General features: G+C 63.7%; 17 protein-coding genes, 1 tRNA gene and 1 pseudogene. 8 read left to right on the top strand and 11 right to left on the bottom strand.

The features are described from left to right. Nucleotides 1–2 precede the first annotated feature (2 nt). Nucleotides 3–398: a YbaN family protein gene (locus AC3WOB_RS30565; protein WP_013392894.1), complete on the bottom strand. Its 396-nt coding sequence runs from the start codon at nucleotides 396–398 to the stop codon at nucleotides 3–5. 208 nt (nucleotides 399–606) lie between these two features. On the opposite strand from AC3WOB_RS30565, the gene AC3WOB_RS30560 reads away from it, so the two are divergent. Both AC3WOB_RS30560 and AC3WOB_RS30555 read left to right on the top strand, forming a co-directional pair. Continuing rightward, the gene (locus tag AC3WOB_RS30560; RefSeq protein WP_492277127.1) at nucleotides 607–2,103 is read left to right on the top strand and encodes a methyl-accepting chemotaxis protein; all 1,497 of its coding nucleotides are present in this window, start codon (nucleotides 607–609) and stop codon (nucleotides 2,101–2,103) included. A 109-nt stretch (nucleotides 2,104–2,212) separates the two neighbouring features. Beyond that, nucleotides 2,213–2,851 (top strand): LysE family translocator, encoded by a 639-nt coding sequence (locus AC3WOB_RS30555; RefSeq protein ID WP_492277150.1) that lies wholly within the window; start codon nucleotides 2,213–2,215, stop codon nucleotides 2,849–2,851. Nucleotides 2,852–2,986: 135 nt separating this feature from the next. Here AC3WOB_RS30555 and AC3WOB_RS30550 read toward each other — a convergent pair whose 3' ends face one another. The 10 genes and pseudogenes from AC3WOB_RS30550 to leuC all read right to left on the bottom strand — a co-directional run bounded on the left by AC3WOB_RS30550 (nucleotide 2,987) and on the right by leuC (nucleotide 14,666). Beyond that, nucleotides 2,987–4,582, bottom strand: a complete 1,596-nt coding sequence (locus AC3WOB_RS30550) for a sensor domain-containing diguanylate cyclase (RefSeq protein WP_492277126.1) — start codon at nucleotides 4,580–4,582, stop codon at nucleotides 2,987–2,989. Between the two features lie 421 nt (nucleotides 4,583–5,003). Beyond that, nucleotides 5,004–5,080: transfer RNA gene (locus tag AC3WOB_RS30545), tRNA-Val, on the bottom strand. A gap of 202 nt (nucleotides 5,081–5,282) precedes the next feature. After that, nucleotides 5,283–5,954, bottom strand: a pseudogene (locus AC3WOB_RS30540) (phosphoribosylanthranilate isomerase); the annotation flags it as partial. Nucleotides 5,955–6,013: 59 nt separating this feature from the next. Continuing rightward, a complete protein-coding gene (locus AC3WOB_RS30535) occupies nucleotides 6,014–7,225 on the bottom strand; it encodes a TRAP transporter substrate-binding protein (protein ID WP_013392889.1) in 1,212 nt (403 codons plus the stop codon). 52 nt (nucleotides 7,226–7,277) lie between these two features. Next, nucleotides 7,278–8,087 carry a tRNA pseudouridine(38-40) synthase TruA gene (truA, locus tag AC3WOB_RS30530; protein WP_492277125.1) on the bottom strand — a complete coding sequence of 270 codons (810 nt, stop codon included), beginning with the start codon at nucleotides 8,085–8,087 and terminating at the stop codon, nucleotides 7,278–7,280. A 3-nt stretch (nucleotides 8,088–8,090) separates the two neighbouring features. Further along, nucleotides 8,091–9,764: a type IV pilus assembly protein FimV gene (locus AC3WOB_RS30525; protein WP_492277124.1), complete on the bottom strand. Its 1,674-nt coding sequence runs from the start codon at nucleotides 9,762–9,764 to the stop codon at nucleotides 8,091–8,093. Between the two features lie 342 nt (nucleotides 9,765–10,106). Further along, nucleotides 10,107–11,237, bottom strand: a complete 1,131-nt coding sequence (gene asd / locus AC3WOB_RS30520; protein WP_013392886.1) for an aspartate-semialdehyde dehydrogenase — start codon at nucleotides 11,235–11,237, stop codon at nucleotides 10,107–10,109. A 237-nt stretch (nucleotides 11,238–11,474) separates the two neighbouring features. Continuing rightward, a complete protein-coding gene (gene leuB, locus AC3WOB_RS30515; RefSeq protein WP_013392885.1) occupies nucleotides 11,475–12,551 on the bottom strand; it encodes a 3-isopropylmalate dehydrogenase in 1,077 nt (358 codons plus the stop codon). A gap of 35 nt (nucleotides 12,552–12,586) precedes the next feature. Beyond that, nucleotides 12,587–13,237 carry a 3-isopropylmalate dehydratase small subunit gene (gene leuD / locus AC3WOB_RS30510; RefSeq protein ID WP_013392884.1) on the bottom strand — a complete coding sequence of 217 codons (651 nt, stop codon included), beginning with the start codon at nucleotides 13,235–13,237 and terminating at the stop codon, nucleotides 12,587–12,589. A 25-nt stretch (nucleotides 13,238–13,262) separates the two neighbouring features. Then, nucleotides 13,263–14,666 (bottom strand): 3-isopropylmalate dehydratase large subunit, encoded by a 1,404-nt coding sequence (gene leuC, locus AC3WOB_RS30505; protein WP_013392883.1) that lies wholly within the window; start codon nucleotides 14,664–14,666, stop codon nucleotides 13,263–13,265. Between the two features lie 525 nt (nucleotides 14,667–15,191). Between leuC and AC3WOB_RS30500 the strand changes: the two genes are divergently transcribed. From AC3WOB_RS30500 to AC3WOB_RS30475, 6 genes are all read left to right on the top strand, one after another. After that, nucleotides 15,192–16,685 (top strand): TolC family outer membrane protein, encoded by a 1,494-nt coding sequence (locus tag AC3WOB_RS30500; protein WP_013392882.1) that lies wholly within the window; start codon nucleotides 15,192–15,194, stop codon nucleotides 16,683–16,685. A gap of 24 nt (nucleotides 16,686–16,709) precedes the next feature. Further along, complete coding sequence (locus AC3WOB_RS30495; protein WP_013392881.1) at nucleotides 16,710–16,922, top strand: hypothetical protein; 213 nt, start codon at nucleotides 16,710–16,712, stop codon at nucleotides 16,920–16,922. Beyond that, entirely contained in the window at nucleotides 16,906–19,071 is a 2,166-nt protein-coding gene (locus AC3WOB_RS30490) for a type I secretion system permease/ATPase (protein WP_424239121.1), read from the top strand. The genes AC3WOB_RS30495 and AC3WOB_RS30490 overlap by 17 nt, the downstream gene beginning before the upstream one ends. 7 nt (nucleotides 19,072–19,078) lie before the next feature. Beyond that, on the top strand, nucleotides 19,079–20,500 hold the full coding sequence (locus AC3WOB_RS30485) for an HlyD family type I secretion periplasmic adaptor subunit (protein WP_492277123.1): 1,422 nt from the start codon (nucleotides 19,079–19,081) through the stop codon (nucleotides 20,498–20,500). A 19-nt stretch (nucleotides 20,501–20,519) separates the two neighbouring features. Further along, on the top strand, nucleotides 20,520–21,176 hold the full coding sequence (locus AC3WOB_RS30480; protein ID WP_492277122.1) for a helix-turn-helix transcriptional regulator: 657 nt from the start codon (nucleotides 20,520–20,522) through the stop codon (nucleotides 21,174–21,176). Nucleotides 21,177–21,260: 84 nt separating this feature from the next. Further along, nucleotides 21,261–24,268, top strand: a 3,008-nt coding sequence (locus AC3WOB_RS30475) for a retention module-containing protein (protein WP_492277121.1), incomplete at its 3' end; no start/stop codon positions are given.

Below are 24,268 nucleotides of genomic sequence, written 5' to 3'. Positions count from 1 at the left end.
AGCTATCGGGAGGCTTGGCCATCGCCAGCGCCCGGCTCCTGCGGCGCCGGGCGCGTGACGACATAGGCGGCGCTGGCCACGAAAAACACGGCAACGGCCGCGGCCAGCAGCCACGACGGGTGCGCGCCCCACCAGAACAGCACGTAGCCGACGGCCATGCCCAGGCAGGCATAGGTCTTGCCCTTGCGCGACACGGCCCCCTGGTCCCGCCAGGCACGCAGCGCGGGACCGTAGGTCGGACTATCCAGCAGCCATTTTTCCAGCCGCGGCGAAGAGCGCGAAAAACAGGCCACCGCCAGGATCAGGAATATGGTCGTCGGCATGACGGGCAGAAACGCGCCAATCACACCCAACGCCAGCATCAGGCAACCCAGGCAGAGCCACAGTACTCTCATCATGATGGGCAGCAGGATATCCCAGGTTTTCCAGTCGCTTCAAACGCGCCGCGCCAAGCACCCATTTCCAGGTCCACAGCTACCGGACGGACCGCCTGGTAGCGTCGCAGCAACAGGAAAGAATAATTTGGAATATATATTCACAAATTGGAATTATTGAATAAAAATCGAGCGTGCGCGGGGTTCCGCGCTTCCGTCGCAAGGAAATGCCATGCGCAACGCAAGCGATTTGCTGGAAGACTCGTACCGCCGGACCGACCGGGCGATGCTACCTCTGCTCTGGCTGCTGTTTGCGGTCGGGCTGTGCATGGCTCCTCAATACGGACGATGGGGCGCCGCCATCGGCGTCGGCCTGGCCGGCGCAGGCATACCCTCGCTGCTGATCCTCTGGCGGCCTGGCCGGCTGAGCACCCGCCTGACCGTGGCCTGTGGCCTGATGGTGCTGGCCGCGCTCCATATCCATCTGATGTCCGGCATGGCCGAAATCCATTTCGGCATCTTCGTTCTGCTCTCACTGCTGCTGGCTTATCGAGACTGGCGCACCATCCTGTGCGCGGCCGTAGTCATCGCGCTGCATCACCTCTCCTTCAATTTCCTGCAGCAATGGGGCTACGGCACGATTTGCTTCACGGAGCCCAGCTTGCCCATGGTTCTGCTACATGCGGCCTATGTCGTGGTGCAGGCTGCCGCCCTGGGCTGGCTGGCCTGGAAAATGGAAAGGGCCGCAGTGGCGGCCGAGGAACTGGCCCAGCTCAGCGCCCACATCGGCCGCGAGGCCGGCGTGTTCGACCTGCGCTTTGCCGGCCTGGACCTGGACAGCAGCCTGGGCCGCAGCTTCAAGGCCACCATGGACGCCGTGCACCGGACCATGAGCGGCGTCCGGACCACGGCCACCGCCCTGTCGGCCGCAACGCGCGACATCATGCAGGACAACCAACAGCTGGAGGAGCGCACCCGGACTCAGGCCGATTCGCTGGAGCGGACAGTCACATCGATGCGCGACCTGGCCGCAAACGTCCACGACAACGCCACCAACGCGCTGCGCGCCCAGGAACTGGCTGACGAAACGCGGCGCATCGTGGATACAGGCAGCACGGCGGTGGCAGGCGTCGCCGCCGTGATGGGAGAAATCCAGCAGGAGTCCAGAAAGATCTCCGAGATCACCGGCTTGATCGACAGCATCGCCTTCCAGACCAACATCCTTGCATTGAACGCCGCGGTGGAAGCGGCCCGGGCCGGCGAAAGCGGACGCGGCTTCGCGGTCGTGGCCACCGAGGTCCGCGCGCTGGCGCAACGCAGCGCCAGCGCCGCGCGCGAAATCCGCGGCCTGATCGACGGTTCGCTGGAAAAAACCGACGACGGCTTCCGCCAGGCCGACCATGCCGCCAACGTGATCCGCGACGTGGTGGCCAGCATCGAACGCGTGGCCGGCCTCGTCAGCCAGATCGGCGATGCGGGGCGGGCGCAGGCCACGGACATCGACGAGGTCAACCAGGCGGTGACCCAGATGGACGAATTGACCCGCCAGAATGCGGCCCGGGTAGCGCAAGCCGCGGGCGCGTCGACGGCCTTGCAAACGCAGGCGGCCGAACTGCTGCAAGCCGTGGGCGTATTCCGCCTGCAGGATGAACGACAACCGGAAACCCAGTCCGCCCCAAATGTGGCCGCTCCAAGGCGCGCCGCGCCGCTGGCGCTGGCGGGCGGTTGAGACCGGAACTGCGCGAAACGCCTGCCGCCGGCGGGCGATTCACCGTCCTTTGCAGGGCCAGTTTTTCATGGAAGAATCAAAGCCTTCCATGGCCCCGCCCCCAACAACCATGACTCCCTTTGCATCCATACTCGCTATCCTCGGTGCGCTGTGGCTCGGAGCCATGCTGCCGGGGCCCAGTTTCATCATCGTCGCGCGCAAGGCCATCGGCCAGTCCCGGTGGGACGGCTTGGCCTCGGCCTTCGGCATGGGTGTGGGCGGCATGCTGTTCGCCGGCCTGGCGCTGGCGGGTTTGTATTCGGTACTGCAAAGCGTGGAATGGCTGTACGTCGCGCTGAAAATCGCCGGCGGCGCCTATCTGCTTTACGTGGCTGTCGGTATCTGGCGCAATGCCAGGCAGCCTTTTGCCATGCCCGGCAGCGGCGCGCCGGCTTCGCGCAATGGACGCCGTTCCTTCTGGATCGGTCTCACGACCCAGTTGAGCAACCCCAAGACGGCCATCTGGTATGGCAGCATCTTCGCCGCCCTGCTACCCCAGCATCCGCCGGCATGGACCTATTTCACGCTGCCGCCCCTGGTATTTCTGATCGAATTCGGTTGGTATGCGATCGTGGCGCTCTGTTTTTCCACCAAGGGCCCCCGCGAGATCTATTTGCGGGCGAAGAAATGGATAGACCGGACCGCGGCGAGCGTGATTGCGGCGCTAGGCTTGCGGCTTATTCTCAATGCGCCCAAGAGCGGACTTTGAATACAGCTGGCACGGTATCAACCAGATTGCGCTGTTAAATGGCGCCGCAATAGGTCGCGACGCATTCGCGAATCCGGCCCGTTCCGTGACCAGAGCATTGCGGCGCTACTGGCCTGCAAAAATAGGGCCACGCGCTCAGGCCGACAGGGCGCTTGCCATCTGCATCTCGCGCCGCGCCTGTTTGTCCGCGTACATCAATTGGTCTGCTTCCTTGAGTACGGCTTGTAGAACGCTGACCGATGGATCCGCGCTCACGATGCCAAAGCTGGCGCCTGTATAGTGGAAACTGCATCCCTCGAAGGTATAGGTGCCGCTGAGCAGCGGGGCGAGCCGCATCCGCATCGATTCAACGATGTTGTCCGTGTCGGATCCCGGCCTCACGCCCAATCCGACCACGACGAACTCATCGCCTCCCCAACGACCTAGGGTGTCTCCCGCGAGCAGACCTGCCGACAGGCGTCGACCTACCTCGACCAGGAATTTGTCGCCGATGTCGTGGCCATAAGTGTCGTTGATCGTCTTGAATCCATCCAGATCGATAAATGCCACCAGCACGGATTGCTGCGTCCGTTTTGCCAAAGAGAAATACCGCTCCAGTTCGGCCATGACGGCCCGCCGGTTCGGCAAGCCGGTCAGCGCGTCATGGTTGGCGGCATGCCGTTCATCTTGGCGTCGTCTCACCATTTGCCCGACCACTCGGCCAAAAAGAAGAATCAGGGTCAGGCCGAGCACTGCCACCGCCACTGCCGCCCATATGTGCTGTTTACGCATGGGCGCCAAATAATCGAGCGATGCCAGCGTAATCAATTGGTATTGGGTATTCGGCAATGGCTGAAACCGCGCCAGGTACGGCCTGCCGTCAATGAGCCACTGGTCTGCATGGCGCGTACCGGCAATTGCCTTTATCTCCAAGGGTTCGCCCAGATCTTCATCGCCGTCGGAAGGCAATACCAAACCAGGGGGCAATAGCGCGGCAACGTTACGCAGCATGAATGGCGCGGACGAAGCCGTGGTTACCCGGCCCTGGCGATTCACGATCAGCGCAATATGCCTGCCAGCCAGGTAAAGCGCTACGTCGGGCGCGTCGAACTTTACGGTCACCGAGCCCTGCGGCACGTCATTCGTATCCTCGATACGGCTCGCGACGAAGTAGGATGGACTCTTGTTCAGTCGCGCAATACCGAAATAACTCCCGGTGCCGTCGCGTAATGCATCGGCAAGATAAGCCCGGCCCGCATAAATCATGCCGACAATGCTGTCCGGTTCCGCCCAGTTGCTCGCGGTCACCGTATCGTCCGACATATTGTTCATGTAAATGCGCGCGTATTGCAGATCGCCAGCCAGCGCATTCATGAAGTCCCCCACTCTGCGCACCAGCGGATCGCGCGTAAACACGGCGGCTCGCTGCTCTCGGGTCAGCTCGGCCACGCCGGGAGGATCCGTGCGGTATCGAATAGCCAGTTCGATCACTTGGCCCTGGCGCGCAACCATATTGGCCACGCTTACCATCTCAGTGAACAACCGGCCCATGACGCGCGCGGTAATTCTGGACTCGTATTCAGCGCTGGCAGTCAGGCTGTCGAGCCGCGATGTCTCGATCTCCTGAGACATCCAGCGCGCAAGAACCGCCACCGACACAACCCACGCCACAACGAACCCAAGCGTCACGCGGCGCACGATGGAGTGCCCTTGTCGTCCGCGTCCATATTGCCATGGCGATTCCGCGCTCACACCGTCACCTGATCCAAATCAGCTTCCTTTGGCAATTATCAGCCCGGTCTATTATCTTTTTGAGGCGATCGGGCTGGTTAACGGAAGGTGGCTGAACAAATGCCAGCCACGCCGAGTGAACCGCTATCTTTCCATTCTGTGCGGCCTATTTCAACATAGGTATGGTCGCTAGACGCACGGACTTTGCCGATTCCAGCTTTCGAGCCGCCAAACTGGGTACGGCCCGGCATCCTTTCTCATCATCCGATGACGGCTCCCGCCAAGGCATCAGTGTTTTTTCCTGCCTCGGGTACTGTGCACAAGCACTACACGATAAGTTGCTTGCAACAAGCCACGCTTGGAACAGAAAACAAAAAAGCCGCCAAGTCATCGACTTGGCGGCTTTTTCTTTTGCCGTGCTTGACAGCACTTTGCAGGAATTTGGTAGGCGGTATTGGAATCGAACCAACGACCTCCACGATGTCAACGTGGCGCTCTAACCAGCTGAGCTAACCGCCTGCAAAGAAGAAGAATTATATAGTGCTTTTTTAAACTATGCAAATCGTCTCGGAAGATTTTTTGCACTATTTATTGCGTTTCGAAGTTTGCGGCGTTTGCTTTTGCATATGCCTTCAGACTTCTCACGCAACGCATTTTGAAGAGCTCCGTGGCGCAGCTTTTCAGCTTTGCCGCACTGCTTCAAACCGCCTGCACTGCACTACTAATTTCCCTTCAGCTTCGCGTCTGCGGCTTGCGCTGCAGCAACGAAGAACGAGATTCTATCAGAACTTTTGATCCCTTGCTCAAGCTCCACGCCGCTGCTCACATCGACTGCCCAAGGCCGGATCAATTGCACCGCCTCGCCGACGTTTTCCGCATTCAAGCCGCCGGACAGGATCAGAGGCCGGGACACCGGATCAGCCCTTACCTCGTCGAGCAAGGCGTAGTCGAAGCCGTGGCCGCTGCCGCCGTAGCCCGCGCTGTAGCTGTCGAACAGCCAGCCCGCGGCCTCGCCGTAGGCACGGCACGTGGAGGCCAGGTTTTCCGCGGTATCCAGGCCGGGCGCGCCGGCGCGGAATGCGCGTAGAAAACGGTGGCCATAGCGGGCGCAGTCCTGCGGCGTTTCATCGCCATGGAATTGCAGCAGCTCCGGTTTGACCTGGTCCAGCACAGCCTGCACCTCGGCCTCTTCTGGATTCACGAACAAGGCCACCACGTCGACAAAGGCCGGCACCATGCGCCGCAACTGCGCCGCGCGGGTCGGCGTCAGGCAACGCTTGCTCTTGGCGTAGAACACAAAGCCGATCGCATCGACGCCTGCCGAGACGGCGGCGTCGATGTCCTGTTCGCGGGTCAATCCACAGATCTTGATGCGTGTGCGCATGAAACTCTTCGCTTGCCTGGCCGCCCTGCGCGGCCGATCAAGTCAGTATATCCGGCGTGCAGACCGGCCTACCCGGCGGGCTGGCCCAAGGTGGCCACGAGATTGTCGAAGCTGCCCTCGGCCAGGCGGAACCACGGGGTCTCCTTGTCGCGGAACGCCGTCATGCTTTCATAGAGCTTCTTGAACATGGCGTCCTTGGCGCTCATTTCCTGGTAGGCGGCAAGCGAGGCCTCGTAGCTCGCCTGCAGGACCGGCTTGGGAAACGCCTTCAACTGCGCGCCGCGCGACACCAGGCGGCGCAGCGCGTCCGGGTTGCCGGCGTCGTACTTGGCGATCATGTTGCCCGTGGCCATGCGGCATGCCAGCGCCAGGGCGGACTGGTACTGCTTGGGCAATTCATCGTAGGCGTCCTGGTTCACATACAGGGACAATTGCAGCGTGCCTGCCCACCAGCCCGGGAAATAGTAGTTCCGGGCCACCTTGTAGAGCGCCAGGTTTTCATCGTCATAAGGACCGATCCAGGCGACGGCGTCCACGACACCCTGCTCCAGGGCAGCATAGGTTTCGGCCACCGGCACCTCGACGGGCGTGGCGCCCATGCGCGCCAGCACATGGCGCGCGAAGCCGCCAGCCTTCACCTTCAACCCGCGCAGATCGTCCACGGTCTTGATTTCCCCGCGAAACCAGCCCCCCATCTGCGCGCCGGTATAGCCGCAGGGAAAGTTCAGGATGTTGTACTTGTCGAACAGCACGCGCGTAAGCGCCAGTCCTTCGCCCTGCGTCATCCAGGCGTTCATCTGCCGCGTATTCAGGCCGAACGGCACACCGGCGTCAAAGCACAGCGCCGGGTCGATATCGAAGTAACGGGTCGACGCGGTATGGCCGCAATCGACGACACGGTGCTGCACGGCTTCCAGCACTTGGCCGGGTTGCACCAGGTCGCCTGCCGGAAAAATCTCGATGCTGAAGCGCCCGTCCGTCACCTCGCTCACATAGCGCGCCACATCCTCGGCGCCGGCGAACAGGGTCGGCGACTCATTGGGAAAGCTGGAGGCCAGCCGCCATGCAACTTTGGGAGGGGCGGCCACCACCGCCGGCGCTTCGGGCGCGGCGGCTGGGACTTGCGGCGCGGTGACCGGAGCCTCTTGCACTTCCGCTGGCGTTACTGGCGGGTTTGGGCTGGCGTTTTCCTCGGCCAGCGGGACTTCCTGCGCGAACGCCGGAGCGACCAGAGCGGCGCCGCCCAGGGCGGTCTGCTTCAAAAACGCGCGGCGTTGCATGGCAAAGGCCTCCATCGGACTTGGGCAGGCGTCGCCGTTGCCGGCGGCATCCCTAATAGGTTTGAGTAAACGGCGACAGCAACTGCGATCCCCCGTCGAGTTCATCCAGTCCGAACTCTTCCGGATAATCGATGGCGGACAGGTACAGCCCATCGGGCGCGAATGTCGGCGCACCCAGCTTGCGGTCGCGCCAGGACAGCAATTGCGCCATCCAGTCCACCGGCTCGCGCCCCTGGCCGATCTGCAACAGCGCGCCCATGATGTTGCGCACCATATGATGCAGGAAAGCATTGGCCTTCAGCGTGAACACCAGGAACGGCCCGCGCTCATCGATGTCCAGCCGGTACAGATGGCGCACGGGATGCTTGGCCTGGCACTGCGAAGAACGGAAGCTGGAAAAGTCGTGCTCGCCCAGCAAGGCGTTCGCCGCGGTCCGCATCGCATCGACGTCCAGCGGCTGGAAACACCAGCCCGCCCGGCCCGCCCACAACGCGGGCCGAACCCGGCCGCGCCACAGCAAATAGACGTAGGTGCGGGCACGTGCGGAAAACCGTGCGTGGAATTCGTCAGACACCGGCTGCGCCCACTGCACAGAAATGCTGGGCGGCAGGAAGGCGTTCACCCCCCGCACCCAGGATTCCATCCGCCGGTCGAGTTCGGTGTCCAGATGGACCACCTGCATCGCGCCGTGCACCCCGGTATCCGTGCGGCCGGCGCAGATCGTCGCCACCGGCCCTTTCACACCGCAAAAACTGCCGAGGGCGGCCTCCAGCGTGTCCTGCACCGTTTGCCGGTGCGGCTGTGTCTGCCAACCCTGCCAGGCGGAGCCGTCATACGCCAGCCCCAATGCAACTCTAGACATGTATCAAACCCGTGGCCCGCCGACACGGTGCGGTTCGTCCGTGGGCGGTTCGTCCAGGTCGAGATTGATGCTGCCGAGCTTGCGGTTCAGCGCCGCCGTATCCAGCGCTGGCTCGTTGAATTCATAGGTTTCCTCATCATCGTCCCCGCGCCGCGCGCCGGCCCGGCGCAAGAGCCACGCGATGGCGAATGCGATCAGCGCCAGCACCGCAGTGACAATGACGAGCAGATTATCGGCCAGCCACGCGGGCATGTCCGAAGTGAGATCCTTATCTGCCGGCTTGCCGGCGGCCTGCTCCGACGAGGGCGTGCTCGACGCGCCTGCTGCGGAAGGCGTGCCGGCGGCGCCCGGAGTGCCTGCCGCGCCCGGAGTGCCTGCCGCACCCGAAGCGCCTGCTGCACCCGAAGTGCCTGCTGCACCCGAAGCGCCTGCCGGGCCCGAAGTCCCTGCCGCTCCCGAAGCGCCTGCTGCACCCGAAGCGCCTGCCGCACCCGAAGCGCCTGCCGCACCCGAAGCGCCTGCCGCACCCGAAGCGCCTGCCAGGCCCGAAGTCCCAGCTGCACCCGAAGTCCCTGCCGCTCCCGAAGCGCCTGTTGCGCCCGAAATACCTGCGGCGCCCGAAGTACCTGTAGCGCCAGAAGCGCCTGGGGCACCCGAAGTACCTGCCGCACCTGGCGCTCCAGCCGCGCCCGGGGATCCCGCCGCGCCAGACGCTCCGCCTGCAGCGCCCTGCTGTCCCACCGCCTTGTTCAAATCATCGACGTTGCTTTGCAGCTGGCTCACGCGTCCCTGGACATCGGCCATGGCGCGCTCGGTCGACGTCCGGGCGTCGGCCTGCGCCTCGGCTTGCGCCGGCGCGCTGTCTTGCGCCTGTCCGGAGGACAGGCGCACGCGATCCTGCGGCTGCGAGGCGCTCGCCACCCCCGCATCAGCGGGAGGAGCGACGCTGCCCGAAGCCGCGCCCTGCCCCTGAACCACGGACGGGTTCGCGCCCGCAGCCGCGCCAATGCGCGCGCGATACTTCGCGAACGCCTCGGCATGTTCGTTGAAGATGCGGCGCGCCTCGGCCGGATCCACGGCACGCACGGTCGCCGCATCGGGAATCGTCAGTCTCTGCCCGGCCTTCACCAGATTCATATTGCTCTGGATGAACGCCTCGGGATTGGCACGCCACAAGGCCACCAGCATCTGATAGACCGATGCGTTGGGCACGGCATTGCGTTGGGCGATGGCGAAAAGATTGTCGCCCGACTTCACATTGACCGAACGCGACCCGGCCGCGCGGCTCGGCGTGCCCACCGCTGCCGGCGTCACATCCGCGCTGGTGCCGCGCAGAGGCACCAGGATGCTGACTTGCACCTGGCGCTGCCCCGAACTGGAGCTGATATCCAACAGCAGGTCCACCGCGCCGCTAGTCGGCGGCTGCGAGGCCCGCACACGGAGATTCTTGCGTGTCGCGTCCAGTCCGTCTTCGACCCGGACCACCATGCTTGCCAGCGGAACCGGCGGCTTCAGACCCGCACGTTGCCAGGCGGCCTCGTCCGCCACCGACACTTTGAGCGAGGCGATCTCGTCAGGCGTCAGTTCCTGCAATCCCACCACTGCCTGCAACGGCGCGCCCGGCACCGAAACCACCCGCGAATGCCCCACGCGCATGGCCATGGCGGTACTACACACGCTTGAGCCAATCGCCAGCGCAATCGCCCACTGCAGGGCTTTTAAACGGCGGGCATGCTTCACTTGGCGCGAACGCTGGGTCATAAGCTGGAATTCCGTTCTTGTAGTCGACTTGCGGGCTGGAGCCGGCTCACGCCATATAGGTGAGAACAGGCATCAATTCACGGGAAAAGTGTAATGGATCATGCGCATTTCACAAACCTGAAAGGCCCGGCTGCATTTGTTGGCGAGCCCGTCTGGCGCCGCAACGCGGACGCCGCGCGAACGACAAGGGCACCCTGAGGTGCCCTTGCTTGCCTTGCGTACTTGATCAGGTGGCGCCAAACGCCGCCTGCAAGGGCATCAGGCTTCAGCCAGCGCGATACGCAGCATGCGGCGCAGCGGCTCGGCGGCGCCCCACAGCAACTGGTCGCCCACGGTGAAGGCGCCCAAATACTGCGAGCCCATCGACAGCTTGCGCAGACGGCCCACCGGAATATCCAGGGTACCGGTGACGGCAACCGGGGTCAGCGCGGAAACCGTGGCTTCCTTGGTGTTGGGCACGACCTTGGCCCATTGCGTGCCTTCGGCGATCAGCGCCTCGATCTCGTCCAGCGGCACATCGCGCTTGAGCTTGATGGTCAGCGCCTGGCTGTGGCAGCGCATCGCGCCGATGCGCACGCACAGGCCGTCGATCGGCGTGGCGGGCGTGCCGAAAGCGGCGCCGCGGCCCAGGATCTTATTGGTCTCGACTTCGCCCTTCCACTCTTCCTTGGACATGCCGTCGCCCAGATCCTTGTCGATCCAGGGAATCAGGTTGCCGCCCAGCGGCACGCCGAAGTGCTCGTGGGGCAGCGCCGGATCCTTTTGCTTGGCCAGCACGCCGCGGTCGATTTCCAGGATGGCCGACGCCGGATCGTCCAGCAGCGACTTGACCGACTGGTTGATTTCGCCGAACTGGGTCAGCAGTTCGCGCATGTGCTGCGCGCCGCCGCCGGAAGCGGCCTGGTAGGTCATGGAGGTCATCCACTCGACCAGGTCGTTGTTGAACAGGCCGGCCAGGCCCATCAGCATGCAGCTGACGGTGCAATTGCCGCCGATGAAGTTGCGCACACCGCGCTTGAGCGCCGCGTCGATGACCGGACGGTTGACCGGATCCAGCACGATGATGGCGTCTTCAGCCATGCGCAGGGTGCTGGCGGCATCGATCCAGATGCCGTTCCAACCCGCGCCGCGCAGCTTCGGGTAGACCTCGGAGGTGTAGTCGCCGCCTTGCGCCGTCACGATGATCGGCAGTTTTTTCAGAGCGTCAATGTTGTAGGCGTCTTGCAGCGGACCTGCGCCAGTGGCCCAAGTGGGCGCGGCGCCGCCAGCGTTGCTGGTGGAGAAAAACACCGGTTCGATCAGTGCGAAGTCGTTCTCGTCGCGCATGCGTTGCATGAGCACCGAGCCGACCATACCGCGCCAGCCGACAAGGCCTACTGCTTGATTCATTTCAATCGCTCTTTAAAGGTGTGGAGACTAGGGTCCAGGGGGAAAAAGCCGTGCAATTCAACAATTTATCAGAATGCACGGCCTGATGTTGCGGCGCAACCATAAAAAATAGGGGCCGCAATGGATGCAAGTGCTTTCGAGGCGATGCCACAACAGCAAAAACAAGGGGCGGCCTGACGCGACCGCCCCTTGTCTTGCGCCGCCCCGGTCGCCGGACGCGGGCGTCCGGCGGCAGGATCAGGCCAGCGCCTTCAGCACCGCATCGCCCATCTGCGCCGTGCCGACCTTGGTGGTGCCCGGTTCGAAGATGTCGGCCGTGCGCAGGCCCTCGGCCAGCACGCGGCGCACGGCGGCCTCGATGCGGTCAGCCTGCGGCGCCAGGTTCAGCGAATAGCGCAGCAGCATGGCGGCGGACAGAATGGTCGCCAGCGGATTGGCGATGCCCTGGCCGGCGATATCGGGCGCGGAGCCGTGGCTGGGTTCGTACAAGCCTTGGCCGCCAGCGTTCAGCGAAGCCGAGGGCAGCATGCCGATCGAGCCGGTCAGCATGGCCGCCTCATCCGACAGGATGTCGCCGAACAGGTTTCCAGTCACGATGACGTCGAACTGGCGCGGGTTGCGCACCAGCTGCATGGCGGCGTTGTCGACATACATGTGCGACAGTTCCACGTCGGGATACTCGCGCGCGATCTCGATGACGATGTCGCGCCAGAACTGCGAGGTCTCCAGCACGTTGGCCTTGTCCACGCTGCACAGCTTCTTGCCGCGCTTGCGGGCCGATTCGAAGCCGATACGCGCGATCCGGCGCACTTCGGATTCCGCGTAGCGCATGGTGTCGTAGCCTTCGCGCTCGCCCGTGAAGGCGCCGTCGGGCGACGAACGCACGCCGCGCGGCGTGCCGAAATAGATGTCGCCAGTCAGTTCGCGGATGATCAGGATGTCCAGGCCGGACACGATCTCGGGCTTGAGCGACGAAGCGCTGGCCAGTTCCGGATACAGAATGGCCGGACGCAGGTTGGCGAACAGGCCGAGCGCCTTGCGCAGGCCCAGGATGGCCTGCTCGGGGCGGAACTCGCGCGGCAGGCTGTCGTACTTCCAGTCGCCCACGGCGCCGAACAGCACGGCGTCCGATTCCTTGGCCAGGTTCAGCGTGGCCGGCGGCAGCGGATGTTCGAACGCATCGAAGGCGGCGCCGCCCACCGGCGCTTGCTTGATCTCAAAGGAAACGTCCAGCGCCTTCAGGACGCGCACGGCCTGCTCGACGATTTCCGGGCCGATGCCGTCACCCGGCAAGACTGCGATGTTGTGAGTCATACGAAAACAATCCTGTAATCAGAATAAGAGTGGCGTCAGGCGATCGGGCGGCTTTCCAGCCACGGATGACGGGCCAAGCGCTCGGCCTCGAAGGCGCGGATCTTGTCCGACTGGCGCAAGGTCAGCCCGATATCGTCGAAACCATTGAACAGACAGTACTTGCGGAAGGGCTCAATATCGAAGCCCATCTCCCGCCCGTCCGCCGCCACCACGACCTGGCGTTCAAGATCGACACGCAGCTTGTAGCCCGGGAAGGCCTTCACTTCGTCGAACAGGCGCGCGACTTCCAATTCGGAGAGGATGATCGGCAGCAGGCCGTTCTTGAAGCTGTTGTTAAAGAAAATATCGGCATAGGACGGCGCGATGATGGCGCGGAAACCGAACTGCGTCAGCGCCCAGGGCGCGTGCTCGCGGCTGGAGCCGCAGCCGAAGTTCTTGCGCGCCAGCAGCACCGAGGCGCCCTGGTAGCGCGGCTGGTTCAGCACGAAATCCGGATTCAACGGACGCTTGCTGTTGTCCATGCCGGGCTCGCCGTGGTCCAGATAGCGCAGCTCGTCGAACAGGTTCGGGCCGAAGCCGGTGCGCTTGATCGACTTGAGGAACTGCTTGGGGATGATGAGGTCCGTGTCGACGTTTTCGCGATCGAGCGGAGCCACCAGGCCTTCGTGAGTGGTAAATGCTTGCATGATGTCGGTACTCGGTGCTTGACGCTTAACGGAAAGTGCGGACGTCGACGAAATGACCGGCGACGGCAGCGGCGGCGGCCATGGCGGGGCTGACCAGATGGGTGCGTCCGCCCTGCCCTTGCCGGCCCTCGAAGTTGCGGTTCGAGGTGGAAGCGCAACGTTCGCCAGGTTCGAGACGGTCGGCGTTCATGGCCAGGCACATGGAGCAGCCCGGCTCGCGCCATTCAAAACCGGCTTCAATGAAGATCTTGTCCAGCCCTTCGCGCTCGGCTTGTTGCTTGACCAGGCCCGAACCCGGCACCACCATGGCCTGACGCACATTGGACGCCACATGCTTGCCGCGCGCGACAGCGGCGGCTGCGCGCAGGTCTTCGATGCGCGAGTTGGTGCACGAGCCGATGAACACGCGATCCACACGGATATCGGTCAGCGGCGTGTTGGGCTTCAGGCCCATGTACTGCAGGGCGCGCTCCATGCCGCTGCGGCGCACGTCGTCTTTTTCGCGGTCGGGGTCCGGCACGCGGGAATCCACCGGCAACACCATTTCAGGAGACGTGCCCCAGGTGACTTGCGGCTTGATGTCGCGGGCGTTGATTTCCACCACGGCGTCGAACTTGGCGCCCTCATCGGTATGCAGAGTGCGCCAGTAACCCACCGCCTGGTCCCACAGCACGCCGGTGGGCGCAAAGGGACGGCCGCGGAAATACTCGACGGTCTTGTCGTCCACCGCCACCATGCCGGAACGGGCGCCGGCTTCGATGGCCATGTTGCAGACGGTCATGCGGCCTTCGACGGACAGGGCGCGCATCGTGCTGCCGGCAAACTCGATCGCGTAGCCGGTGCCGCCCGCGGTGCCGATGATGCCGATGATGTGCAGGACCACGTCCTTGGCCGTACAGCCGAAGGGCAGCTCGCCATCGACCTTGATCAGCATGCTCTTGGCTTTCTTCATGAGCAGCGTCTGGGTGGCCAGGACGTGCTCGACCTCGGAGGTGCCGATGCCGAAGGCAAGCGCGCCCACCGCGCCGTGCGTGCTGGTGTGCGAATCGCCGCAGACCACGGTCATGCCGGGCAGGGTCGCGCCCTGTTCCGGGCCGATCACGTGCACGATGCCCTGGCGCAGGTCATTCATGCGGAATTCGGTGATGCCGTACTTGTCGCAGTTGGCGTCCAGCGTATCCACCTGCAAGCGGGAAATCGGGTCGTCGATACCCTGGGCTCGATTCAAGGTGGGCACGTTGTGGTCCGCGACCGCCAGATTGGCGCCCGTGCGCCACGGCTTGCGGCCGGCCATCGCCAGGCCCTCGAACGCCTGGGGGCTGGTGACTTCATGCACCAGGTGGCGGTCGATATAGAGCAGACAGGTGCCGTCTGATTCCTGGTGGACGACGTGGGCGTCCCAGAGTTTGTCGTAAAGAGTTTGGGCCATGGATGCGCTCTGCAAGTAGACAGTCCGGCTCGTGCCGCACGCGGTTGAAAACGACCTCCGCGCGCCGGCCACTGCGGCATGAACGAATTATGCACAGGGTCTCAACCTAGTACAATTGCACCTTATATACCAGTATCAAGACTACCATGCTAGGAAATGACGGGGGTCACTTTGTCCTATTTCCATGCCCCAACCGCTCCGCAACCAAACAGTTACAGATACAAATTCGGGTATTTAAAACAGATACAAAATTATCAAACCGATATAATCGTTGTTCAGCGCGGACGCCTAAACTGCGAAACAAAGCGCAATAAACCGCATTTATCCTGCATTAAACTGGACCACAAATCCGGAATATAGCGAAATTAGTGCAAATTCAAGCTAATTAAGAGATGATGCGCGAAGAAACTCAAACTGCCGACCGGAAAACTTCGTCAAGAATTAACAAATATTGACTCGTCAAAACTGACATTTCCACACAATATGGCGGCCATTAATTCCTAACTCGACTCGCGAATAATCACTATGGCTTCGTTTTTGCTCAAAAGCACGACTTCGGTCCTTGCCCTGGCATTCGTTCCTGCGGCATTTGCACAGTCATCGGCTCCCGCCTCCGGGCAAGCTGGGGTCACGCTGAACCAGGTGGTCGAACAGACCCTGCTCAGCAACCCGGAAATCCAGGCTAAATACCATGACTTCCAGGCTTCGCTGGAGGGCCAGGCCGTCGCTCGCGGCGCCTTCTTTCCGCAGATCAATGCGCAAGGCTATGTAGGCCGCGAGTACCGCAACAACGTGCCCGGAGTCGGGTCGCAAAGCTGGAACCGTCCCGGCTACAGCGTGGAACTGCGCCAGTTGATTTTCGACGGCTTCCGCACGAGCAACGACGTCAAGCAAGCTGGCTTCGACAAGCTGGCTCGTTTCTATGACCTGCTGGCCACTAGCGACAACACCGCCTTCAGCGCCGTGCAGGCCTACGTCGACTTGCAGCGCTACCGCGACATGGAACTGCTGGCCCGCCAGAACTACACCCTGCATGAAGAAACGCTCAAGCAGATCGGCGAACGCGCTGACTCCGGCGTGGGCCGCCGCGTCGACCTGGAACAGGCCGGCGGGCGCCTGGCGCTGGCCCAGACCAACCTGATGACCGAGACCGCCAACCTGCTGGACGTGCAGCAGCGCTTCCAGCGTGTTACCGGCGCCCTGCCCCCTGACTCGCTGCAACCTACGCCCGACATCAGCGGCAAGCTGCCGGTCAAGCCGGCCGACTTCAACGAGTCCTTGCGCCGCAACCCCAGCTTCCTGTCCAAGCAGGCCGGGCTGCAGGCCGCGCAAGCCGGTGTCGCCTCGTCCAAGGGCGCCTTCTCGCCCAAGTTCGAGTTCGTGGCAGCGACCGGCCGCGACCAGAACGACCCGACGCCGCAAAACCGCGACATCCAGAACTCCAGCGTCCAGGTTGTCATGAGCTACAACCTGTATCGCGGCGGCGCCGACTCCGCCCGCGTGCGCCAGACCTCCGCGCAGTCCTACGCCGCGCGCGACATCCGCGACTACACCTGCCGCAACGTGCAGCAGGACCTGGCCGTGGCCTGGAACAACGTGGCCAGCCTGAACCAGAAGCTGCCCTTCCTGCGTGACCACGAAGTCGCCACCACGAAGGTACGCGAAGCCTACCGCCAGCAGTTCCAGATCGGCCAGCGTTCGCTGCTGGACTTGCTGGACACGGAAAACGAACTGTTCGAATCGCGCCGCGCCCTGACCAACGCCCTGTATGACCTGCAGATCGCGCAGTACCGCTGGCTGGCGCTGTCGCACGCACTGCTGCCGGCGCTGTCGCTGCAGCCCGCGCGCAACGAAATGCCCGAGGAGAACGGCAAGCTGGAAGTCTCCGACGACGTGATCAAGCTCTGCAACTCGACGATCCCCGACTCGGCCCGCCTGGCGCCCGTGCGCGTGCAATACAACGAGGGCAATCTGCCGCCCACGTTCATCCCGGTAAACTCGCCCAAGGCCAAACCCTAGGCGAAGCAAGCGCAAGGAGACCATATGCAGAAACAGGGCAACGACTTCTCACAACTGGACGCGGATTTTGTCCGCGTCCTGGAAGACCTGATCGACGCGCTGATAGCCAATGGCACCTTGCGTATGACCGACCTGCCTGTGCAGGCTCAACAAAAGCTGACCCAGCGCAAGCAACAGCGCGCGCGCCTCTCCGAACACCTCGACCTGCTGGATGACGAAGATGGACAAGTTATCTGAAACGGCGGCCCGGGAGTGGCGCGCTGACGCGCGCGCGGCGCACGACGACCCTCTGCTGGACTGCCTGGTGGAAATCACCCGGCTGCATGGCGTGACGGCGACGGGACAGGCTTTGTCCGCGGGCCTGCCTCTGGAAGAACACAAGCTGACTCCCGCATTGCTGCCGCGCGCTGCCGCGCGCGCGCAGCTCTCCGCCCGCGTGGTCAAACGCACGCTGGACAGCATCTCGCAGGACCTGTTGCCCGCGATCCTGCTGCTCAACGGCGAGCGCGCCTGCCTGTTGCTGAAAAGGGACGGCGATAAGTATGTTGTCAGCCACCCCGAATTAGGTGGCAGCTCGATGGAAATGAGCGCTGCGGAACTGTCTGCGCAATACACCGGGCTGGTGTGCTTTGTGCGTCCGCAGTTCCGCTTCGACGCGCGCGCGCCCGAAGTCGCCAAGGTACGCGAGCGCCATTGGTTCTGGGCTGCCATCATGGAAAACCGGCGCATGTACCGCGATGCGCTGATCGCCGCCCTGCTGATCAATATCTTCGCAATGGCGATGCCGCTGTTCACCATGAACGTGTATGACCGCGTCGTGCCAAACAACGCCGTCGAGACACTCTGGGTGCTGGCTATCGGCATCACCCTGGTCGTGATCTTCAACATGATCCTGAGCACCGCGCGCTCCCATGTGGTGGACAGCGCCAGCAAGCGGGTCGATGTGCGCCTGTCGGCGCAGATCATGGAACGGGTGCTGGACCTGCGCATGGAAGGCCGGCCGGTATCGGTGGGTTCCTTCGCCGCCAACCTGCGTTCATTCGAATCCATCCGCGACTTCATCGCGTCGGCCACCATCACCACCCTGGTCGACCTGCCCTTCATTCTGCTGTTCCTGTTGGCGCTGGCCTGGATCTCGCCCTGGATGATTCTTCCGCCCCTGGTCGCGATCGTGCTGATCCTGCTGGTATCGCTGGCCGCGCAGGCCCGCATGGAATCGCTGACCATGGCATCGTTCCAGGCCTCGTCGCAACGCAATGCAACCCTGGTCGAGGCCCTGACCGGCCTGGAGTCTGTCAAGACTCTCAATGCCCAGGGCTCGATCCAGCGCAACTGGGAACGCGCCACCGAATTTATCGCCCTGACTGGCGGCAAGCTGAAGCTGATTTCGTCTTCGACGGTCGGCTTCGTACAGGCCGTCCAGCAACTGGTATCGATCTCCGTCGTCATTATCGGTGTCTACCAGGCGCAGGAATCCGCCATCTCAATGGGCGGCATCATCGCCGCTTCCATGATCGCCGGCCGCTGCCTGGCCCCGCTCGGCCAGGTTGCCGGGCTGCTCATGCAGTACCAGAACGCGCGCACCTCGCTCGGCTCGATCGACAACTATATGAAGCTGCCGATTGAACGTCCGGCAGAAGCCGAATTCCTGCATCGTCCGGTCTTCCACGGCGGCATTGAATTCCGCGACGTTACCTTCAGCTATCCCGGCAGCAAGCAGCCGGTGCTGAAGAAGGTGTCCTTCAAACTGCAGCCGGGTGAAAAAGTCGGCATCATCGGCCGCATCGGTTCTGGCAAGACCACGCTGGAAAAACTGGCGTTGGCACTGTATCAGCCCACCGAGGGCGCCGTGCTGCTGGACGGCGTAGACGTGCGCCAGATCGATCCCGCCGACGTGCGCCGCGCCATCGGCCACGTGCCGCAGGACCCGCTGCTGTTCTATGGCAGCCTGAAACACAACCTCGCGATGGGCGCGCCCTACGCCGACGACGCCAGCATCCTGGCGGCCGCCAATATGGCCGGCGTCACCGATTTCGCCAACCTGCATCCCGACGGCTTCGACATGGTCATCGGCGAACGCGGCGAGTCCCTCTCCGGCGGCCAGCGCCAGTCGGTGGCGGTGGCACGTGCCCTGATCAACGATCCGCCCATCCTGCTGCTGGACGAGCCTAGCAGCAACATGGACCACCAGAGCGAAGCGCAACTGCGCAAGCGCCTGGGCGAAGCCAGCGCCACCAAGACGATCCTGCTGGTCACACACCGCACTGCCCTGCTGGACCTGGTCGACCGCCTGATCGTGATCGACAACGGTCACATCGTGGCCGACGGTCCCAAGGAACAGGTTGTCGAAGCACTGCGTCAAGGACGCGTCGGACGCGGAAGCTGAGGAAACCATGCTGAACAATCCCGGCGAATCCCGGCACGGCCTGTTTGGAAGCTTGTGGCGCATGCTGCGCGGCGTCTTCGTGTTCTTCTTCGACCGCCTGCTGGACGGAGCCGAAAAAGGCAAACCCCAACAACGCTCCGACTACGTCGGCAACGCGGAATGGGTCATCCATGAATCCCAGGCGCGTGGCTCGCGCATCCTGCTGTGGGTCAGCCTGCTGGCCACCGGCGGACTGCTGCTGTGGGCGGGTACCGGCAGTATCGACGAAGTCGTCCGGGGCGAAGGCAAGGTCGTGCCGTCGCGCCAGGTCCAGATCATCCAGAGCCTGGACGGCGGTATCGTCGAGGAAATCCTGGTGCGTCCGGGGCAAGAAGTCGAGGCCGGGGAAGTGCTGCTGAAGATCGACTCCACCCGGTTCGCTTCGTCCCTGGGCGAAAATAACGCGGAATACATGTCCCTGCTCGCCAAGGCCGCCCGACTGCAGGCCCTGGCCACCGGCGAGCCCTTCGTGGCCCCCGAGGAAGTACTGACGCAGGCGCCTGGACTGGTGGAAATGGAGCGTAATGTCTGGCAAGCCCGCACCACGGAGCTGAACGCCACGGTCAACGTCGCCCGCGAGCAACTCAAGCAGCGCCAGGAAGACCTGCGCGAAACCATCGCCAAGCGTGACCAGGCCGCAGCCAGCTGCAGCCTGACCTCGCGCGAGCTGCAGGTGACCCGTCCCCTGCTCAAGAGCGGGGCCGTATCCGAAGTAGATCTGCTGCGCCTGCAACGCGACGTGGCCCGCTATTGCGGCGAACAGAAAGGCGCCGAAGCCCAGATCGACCGCTTCCAGGCTTCCATCAAGGAAGCGGAAAGCAAGCTGCAGGAAGCCGAGCTGAACATCCGCAACCAGGCCCGCAGCGAACTGTCTGAAACCAACACCAAGCTGGCCACCCTGCGCCAGGGCAAACTGGCGCTGGCTGACCGCGTGAAACTGGCCGAAGTGCGCGCCCCGGTGCGCGGCACGGTCAAGACGCTGTTCAACAACACGGTCGGCGGCGTGGTCCAGCCCGGCAAGGACATCATCGAAATCGTGCCCAAGGACGACACGCTGCTGCTCGAAGTCCGCATCCAACCGCGCGACATCGGCTTCCTGCATGCCGACCAGAAGGCGGAAGTGAAATTCACGGCGTACGACTTCGCCATCTACGGCGGCCTGGAAGGCAAGGTGGAACAGATCGGCGCGGACACCGTGACCGATGAGAAAGGCAATTCCTACTATGTAGTACGGGTCCGCACGGACCGCAGCACGGTAGGCGACAAACTGTTGCCCATCATCCCCGGGATGGTGGCGGAGGTTCATATCCTGACTGGCAAGCGCACGGTGCTGCAGTACCTGCTCAAGCCCATACTGCGCGCCAAGGCGAATGCCTTTACCGAACGTTAAAGGAGGGCTGTAAGGCTTTATGAAACCCGTTCCTGTTCTGTTGATTACGCACGACGACCTGTTGTGGCAGCACTGGCGTGGCCTGAACCCGGCCCGCTGGCTGGCGGCCCGCGGGCGCGGCCTGGCCGACCTGCAGCGCTGGCGCGAACAGGGCCGTACGCTGGCGGTCTTGGACGCGGACCTGCCTCGCCTGCCGTCCTGGCAGGCCCCCAGCTGGGCCACGACCTTGGCAGACATGCACGTGGTTGTCGCCAGCCCCAGTCCGAACGACGAGCAAGGCACCCGGGTCCTGGGCGCCGGCGCGCACGGATACTGCCACGGCTATGCGTCGGCAGCTTCGCTGTCCCAGGCGCTGGAAGTCGTCGCATCCGGCGGCATCTGGATGGGCCGTTCCCTGGTGTCGCGGCTGCTCAAACTGGTCGCCGAACGCGCCCAGGATGCGCACTCCTGGGACGGCGGCGTGCTGACCGAACGTGAAATCACCGTCGCCCGCTATGCCTCCAGCGGCCAGGCCAATGCGCAGATCGCCGAAGCCCTGGGCATTACCGAACGCACGGTCAAGGCCCACCTGTCAGCCGTTTTCGAAAAGCTGGGCGTAACCGACCGCCTGCAGCTCGCCCTGCTCGTTCACGGCATTTCAGCCCCCGCCGACGCCAAAATCAAAATTACTTCCTGATACTGTCCTTGAGGACAATATCCCGCGCCGGCGGCGCAATCTAGTATCTGGCCATCTTGGATAACTCCCTGAAACGGAACCAACATGGCCAACACCTCCCCCGCAGTCGTCAACGAAATCTCCGGTCGCGCGTGGATACGCAATAGCGACGGTTCTCTGACCGAACTGCATCAAGGCAGCAAGGTCCCCGCCGGCAGCGACGTCGTCACTGCCTCGGGCGCCACGGTTTCGCTTCAGGTTGAAAACGGCATGCCTATCGTCATCGGCGAAGGCCGCGAGGTCGCGGTAACCGGCGACATGACCGGCCCGCTGGCCGACCCGTCCGAAGCGGCGGTGGCCCCGCCCTCCGGCACCGATTCCGACCGTCTCCTGGCCGCCCTGCGCGACGGCCGCGATCCGTTCGACGAACTGGATCCCACCGCAGCCGTCTTGACCGGCGGCGGCCCTGACGGCGGCAGCAGCTTCGTGCGCTTGGCCCGCATTCTGGAAACGACCACGCCGCTCGACCTGGCTTACCCGAACCCCAGCCGCGGCCAGGAAATCCTGCCCCGCCTGTCCGGTACCGGCGCCGGCGCCGGCGGTGACGATGACGCAACCCCAGCCACCGTCAATACTCCCCCCAACGCGCTGAACGACGCTGCCAGCGGAGACCAGAACAGCCTGGTGCGCGGCAACCTGCTGCTGAACGACTCGGACCCCGACGGCGACCCGCTGGCGATCGTCTCGGTCAGCGGCCGCCCCATGTCCCCGGCCGGCATCACGGTCAACGGCAGCAACGGCGGCACCTTCACGGTCCTGCCCGACGGCAGCTACGTCTTCACCCCGGGTAACGAGTACGGCCATCTGGCCGTGGGCGAAACTGCCACCAGCACCATTTCGTACACCATCACGGATCCCAGCGGCGCCACCTCCACGGCGACCGTCGTCGTGACGATCACCGGCACCAACGATGGCCCGGTCTCCACCGCCATTGCCGACACGTCGGGCATCGACGCCCAGACGGGTGTGAGCTACAACGTCTCCAGCCATTTCTCGGACCCGGACACCAGCGACAAGCTCACCTTTACGGCCACCGGCCTGCCGCCCGGCCTCACCATTGATCCGAACACCGGCATCATCACCGGCACCATCGACCACTCCGCCTCGCAAGGCGGCAACAACGGCGTCTACACGGTAACGGTGACCGCCACCGACCCGTCCGGCGCCACGACTTCCCAGGACTTCAACTGGGACGTCACCAATCCCGCACCGACGGCAGCCAACGACAACGGCACCACGGATGAGGACACCACGCTCAACGTCGACGCCCAAAACGGCGTCCTGGCCAACGACGTTGATCCGGATGGCGATACCCTGACCGTCTCGCAAGTCAACGGCGCTACCGGCAACGTCGGCACGCCGACGGCCGGCTCCAACGGCGGCACGTTCACCCTGAACCCCGACGGCTCGTACTCGTTCAACCCCGGCAACGCCTTCCAGCATCTGGCGGTTGGCCAGACGGCGACCAGCTCGATCACCTATACCGTCACGGACGGCCAAGGCGGCACCAGCTCCGCCACGCTGACGGTCGAAATCACCGGCACCAACGACGCGCCGACCGCAGTTGCCCTGCAGAACCAGGACAACATGGACGGCGATGTCGTCAACTACAACCTGTCCGGCTTCTTCAGCGACCTCGATGACGGCGATTCCCTGGTCTACTCGGTGGACCATATCCCCGGCGGCCTGAAGTTCGACCCCACCACCGGCACTTTTACCGGCCAGTTCGCCAACTGGGCGTCCGACCACACCAACACGGGCGTCAAGGGCGAGTACCTCATCACCGTGACCGCCACCGACAAGTCGGGGGCGACCGTCTCCCAGACCTTCGTCTGGACCGTGGGCAACCCCGTCCCGGTCGCGACCAATGACGAAGGCACCACCGGTGAAGACAAGCCCCTGGTCGTTGACCACGTCACCGAAGGCGTGCTGGGCAACGACAGCGATCCGGACGGCGACAAGATCCACGTCTCGCAGGTCAACGGCGTCGACGCCGACGTCGGCAAGCCTGTCGTAGGTTCCAATGGCGGCACGTTCACACTGAACGCCGACGGCACGTACACGTTCAATCCCGGCACCGCGTTCCAGTACTTGAATGACGGCCAGACGGCGACCACGTCGATCACGTACACCGTGTCCGACGCGCAGGGCGCGACCAGCACGGCCACCCTGACCATTACGGTCACAGGGCAGACCGACGCTCCTCCGGTGATCACGCCTGAGAACAGCGACGGCGATGTCACGGCGGGCCATAACAGCGTGGTCGAAGCCTCTGGCGACACCGTCACAGGTTCCGTGACTGTCTCTGCCGAAGCCGGCATCGCTGGCGTCACCGTGGCCGGCCAGGACGTCACCAAGGCCAGCACCACCCCGGTTGTCATCACCACCGACAAGGGCGTCTTGACCATCACGGGTTACGACGCCGCCACCGGCAAGATCACCTACTCCTACCAGGAGACCGGCGGCGCCGACGACCACTCCAACGGCGACGACTCGGTCCGCGATCTCTTCGAAGTTGCCGTCACCGACTTTGCTGGCCAGACCCAGCGCAACGATCTGGACATCCAGATCATCGACACCGCGCCTGATGCCAAGGACGACACCGCTTCCGTCACCGAAGACGCGACCGCCCCGGTCACCGGCAGCGTGCTGACCAACGACAAGCTCGGCGCCGACGCGGTCACAACCGTCATCAACACCGCCGACGCCAAGTACGGCACGCTGGTGGACAACGGCGACGGCACCTGGTCCTATCAGCTCAATAACGGCCTGCAGGCTGTCCAGGCCCTCAACAACGGTCAGACGCTGACCGAGACCATCCGCTACACCATCACCGACGCCGATGGCGACATCAGCGAAGCCGAACTGACCATCACCATCAATGGCCAGACCGACGCTCCGCCTGTCGTCACTCCTGAGGACGCCGACGGCACCGTCACCGGCGCCCACAACAGCGTGGTCGAAGGCACGGGCAATACCGTCACCGGTTCCGTGACCGTCACCGCCGAGGCCGGCATCGCCGGCGTCACCGTCGGCGGCAAGGACGTCACCGG

The organism is Achromobacter sp. FW305-C-30-7 (genome assembly GCF_058783105.1).
Note: the sequence above shows the minus strand (reverse complement) of the source record. Positions and strands in the feature narration are given on the sequence as shown.

Excerpts from the sequence above, each read along its gene's own strand:
- AC3WOB_RS30565 (WP_013392894.1), bottom strand. The coding sequence starts at position 398 with ATGATGAGAGTACTGTGGCTCTGCCTGGGTTGCCTGATGCTGGCGTTG.
- AC3WOB_RS30560 (WP_492277127.1), top strand. The coding sequence starts at position 607 with ATGCGCAACGCAAGCGATTTGCTGGAAGACTCGTACCGCCGGACCGAC.
- AC3WOB_RS30555 (WP_492277150.1), top strand. The coding sequence starts at position 2,213 with ATGACTCCCTTTGCATCCATACTCGCTATCCTCGGTGCGCTGTGGCTC.
- AC3WOB_RS30535 (WP_013392889.1), bottom strand. The coding sequence starts at position 7,225 with ATGCAACGCCGCGCGTTTTTGAAGCAGACCGCCCTGGGCGGCGCCGCT.
- truA (WP_492277125.1), bottom strand. The coding sequence starts at position 8,087 with ATGTCTAGAGTTGCATTGGGGCTGGCGTATGACGGCTCCGCCTGGCAG.
- asd (WP_013392886.1), bottom strand. The coding sequence starts at position 11,237 with ATGAATCAAGCAGTAGGCCTTGTCGGCTGGCGCGGTATGGTCGGCTCG.
- leuB (WP_013392885.1), bottom strand. The coding sequence starts at position 12,551 with ATGACTCACAACATCGCAGTCTTGCCGGGTGACGGCATCGGCCCGGAA.
- leuD (WP_013392884.1), bottom strand. The coding sequence starts at position 13,237 with ATGCAAGCATTTACCACTCACGAAGGCCTGGTGGCTCCGCTCGATCGC.
- leuC (WP_013392883.1), bottom strand. The coding sequence starts at position 14,666 with ATGGCCCAAACTCTTTACGACAAACTCTGGGACGCCCACGTCGTCCAC.
- AC3WOB_RS30500 (WP_013392882.1), top strand. The coding sequence starts at position 15,192 with ATGGCTTCGTTTTTGCTCAAAAGCACGACTTCGGTCCTTGCCCTGGCA.
- AC3WOB_RS30495 (WP_013392881.1), top strand. The coding sequence starts at position 16,710 with ATGCAGAAACAGGGCAACGACTTCTCACAACTGGACGCGGATTTTGTC.
- AC3WOB_RS30490 (WP_424239121.1), top strand. The coding sequence starts at position 16,906 with ATGGACAAGTTATCTGAAACGGCGGCCCGGGAGTGGCGCGCTGACGCG.
- AC3WOB_RS30485 (WP_492277123.1), top strand. The coding sequence starts at position 19,079 with ATGCTGAACAATCCCGGCGAATCCCGGCACGGCCTGTTTGGAAGCTTG.
- AC3WOB_RS30480 (WP_492277122.1), top strand. The coding sequence starts at position 20,520 with ATGAAACCCGTTCCTGTTCTGTTGATTACGCACGACGACCTGTTGTGG.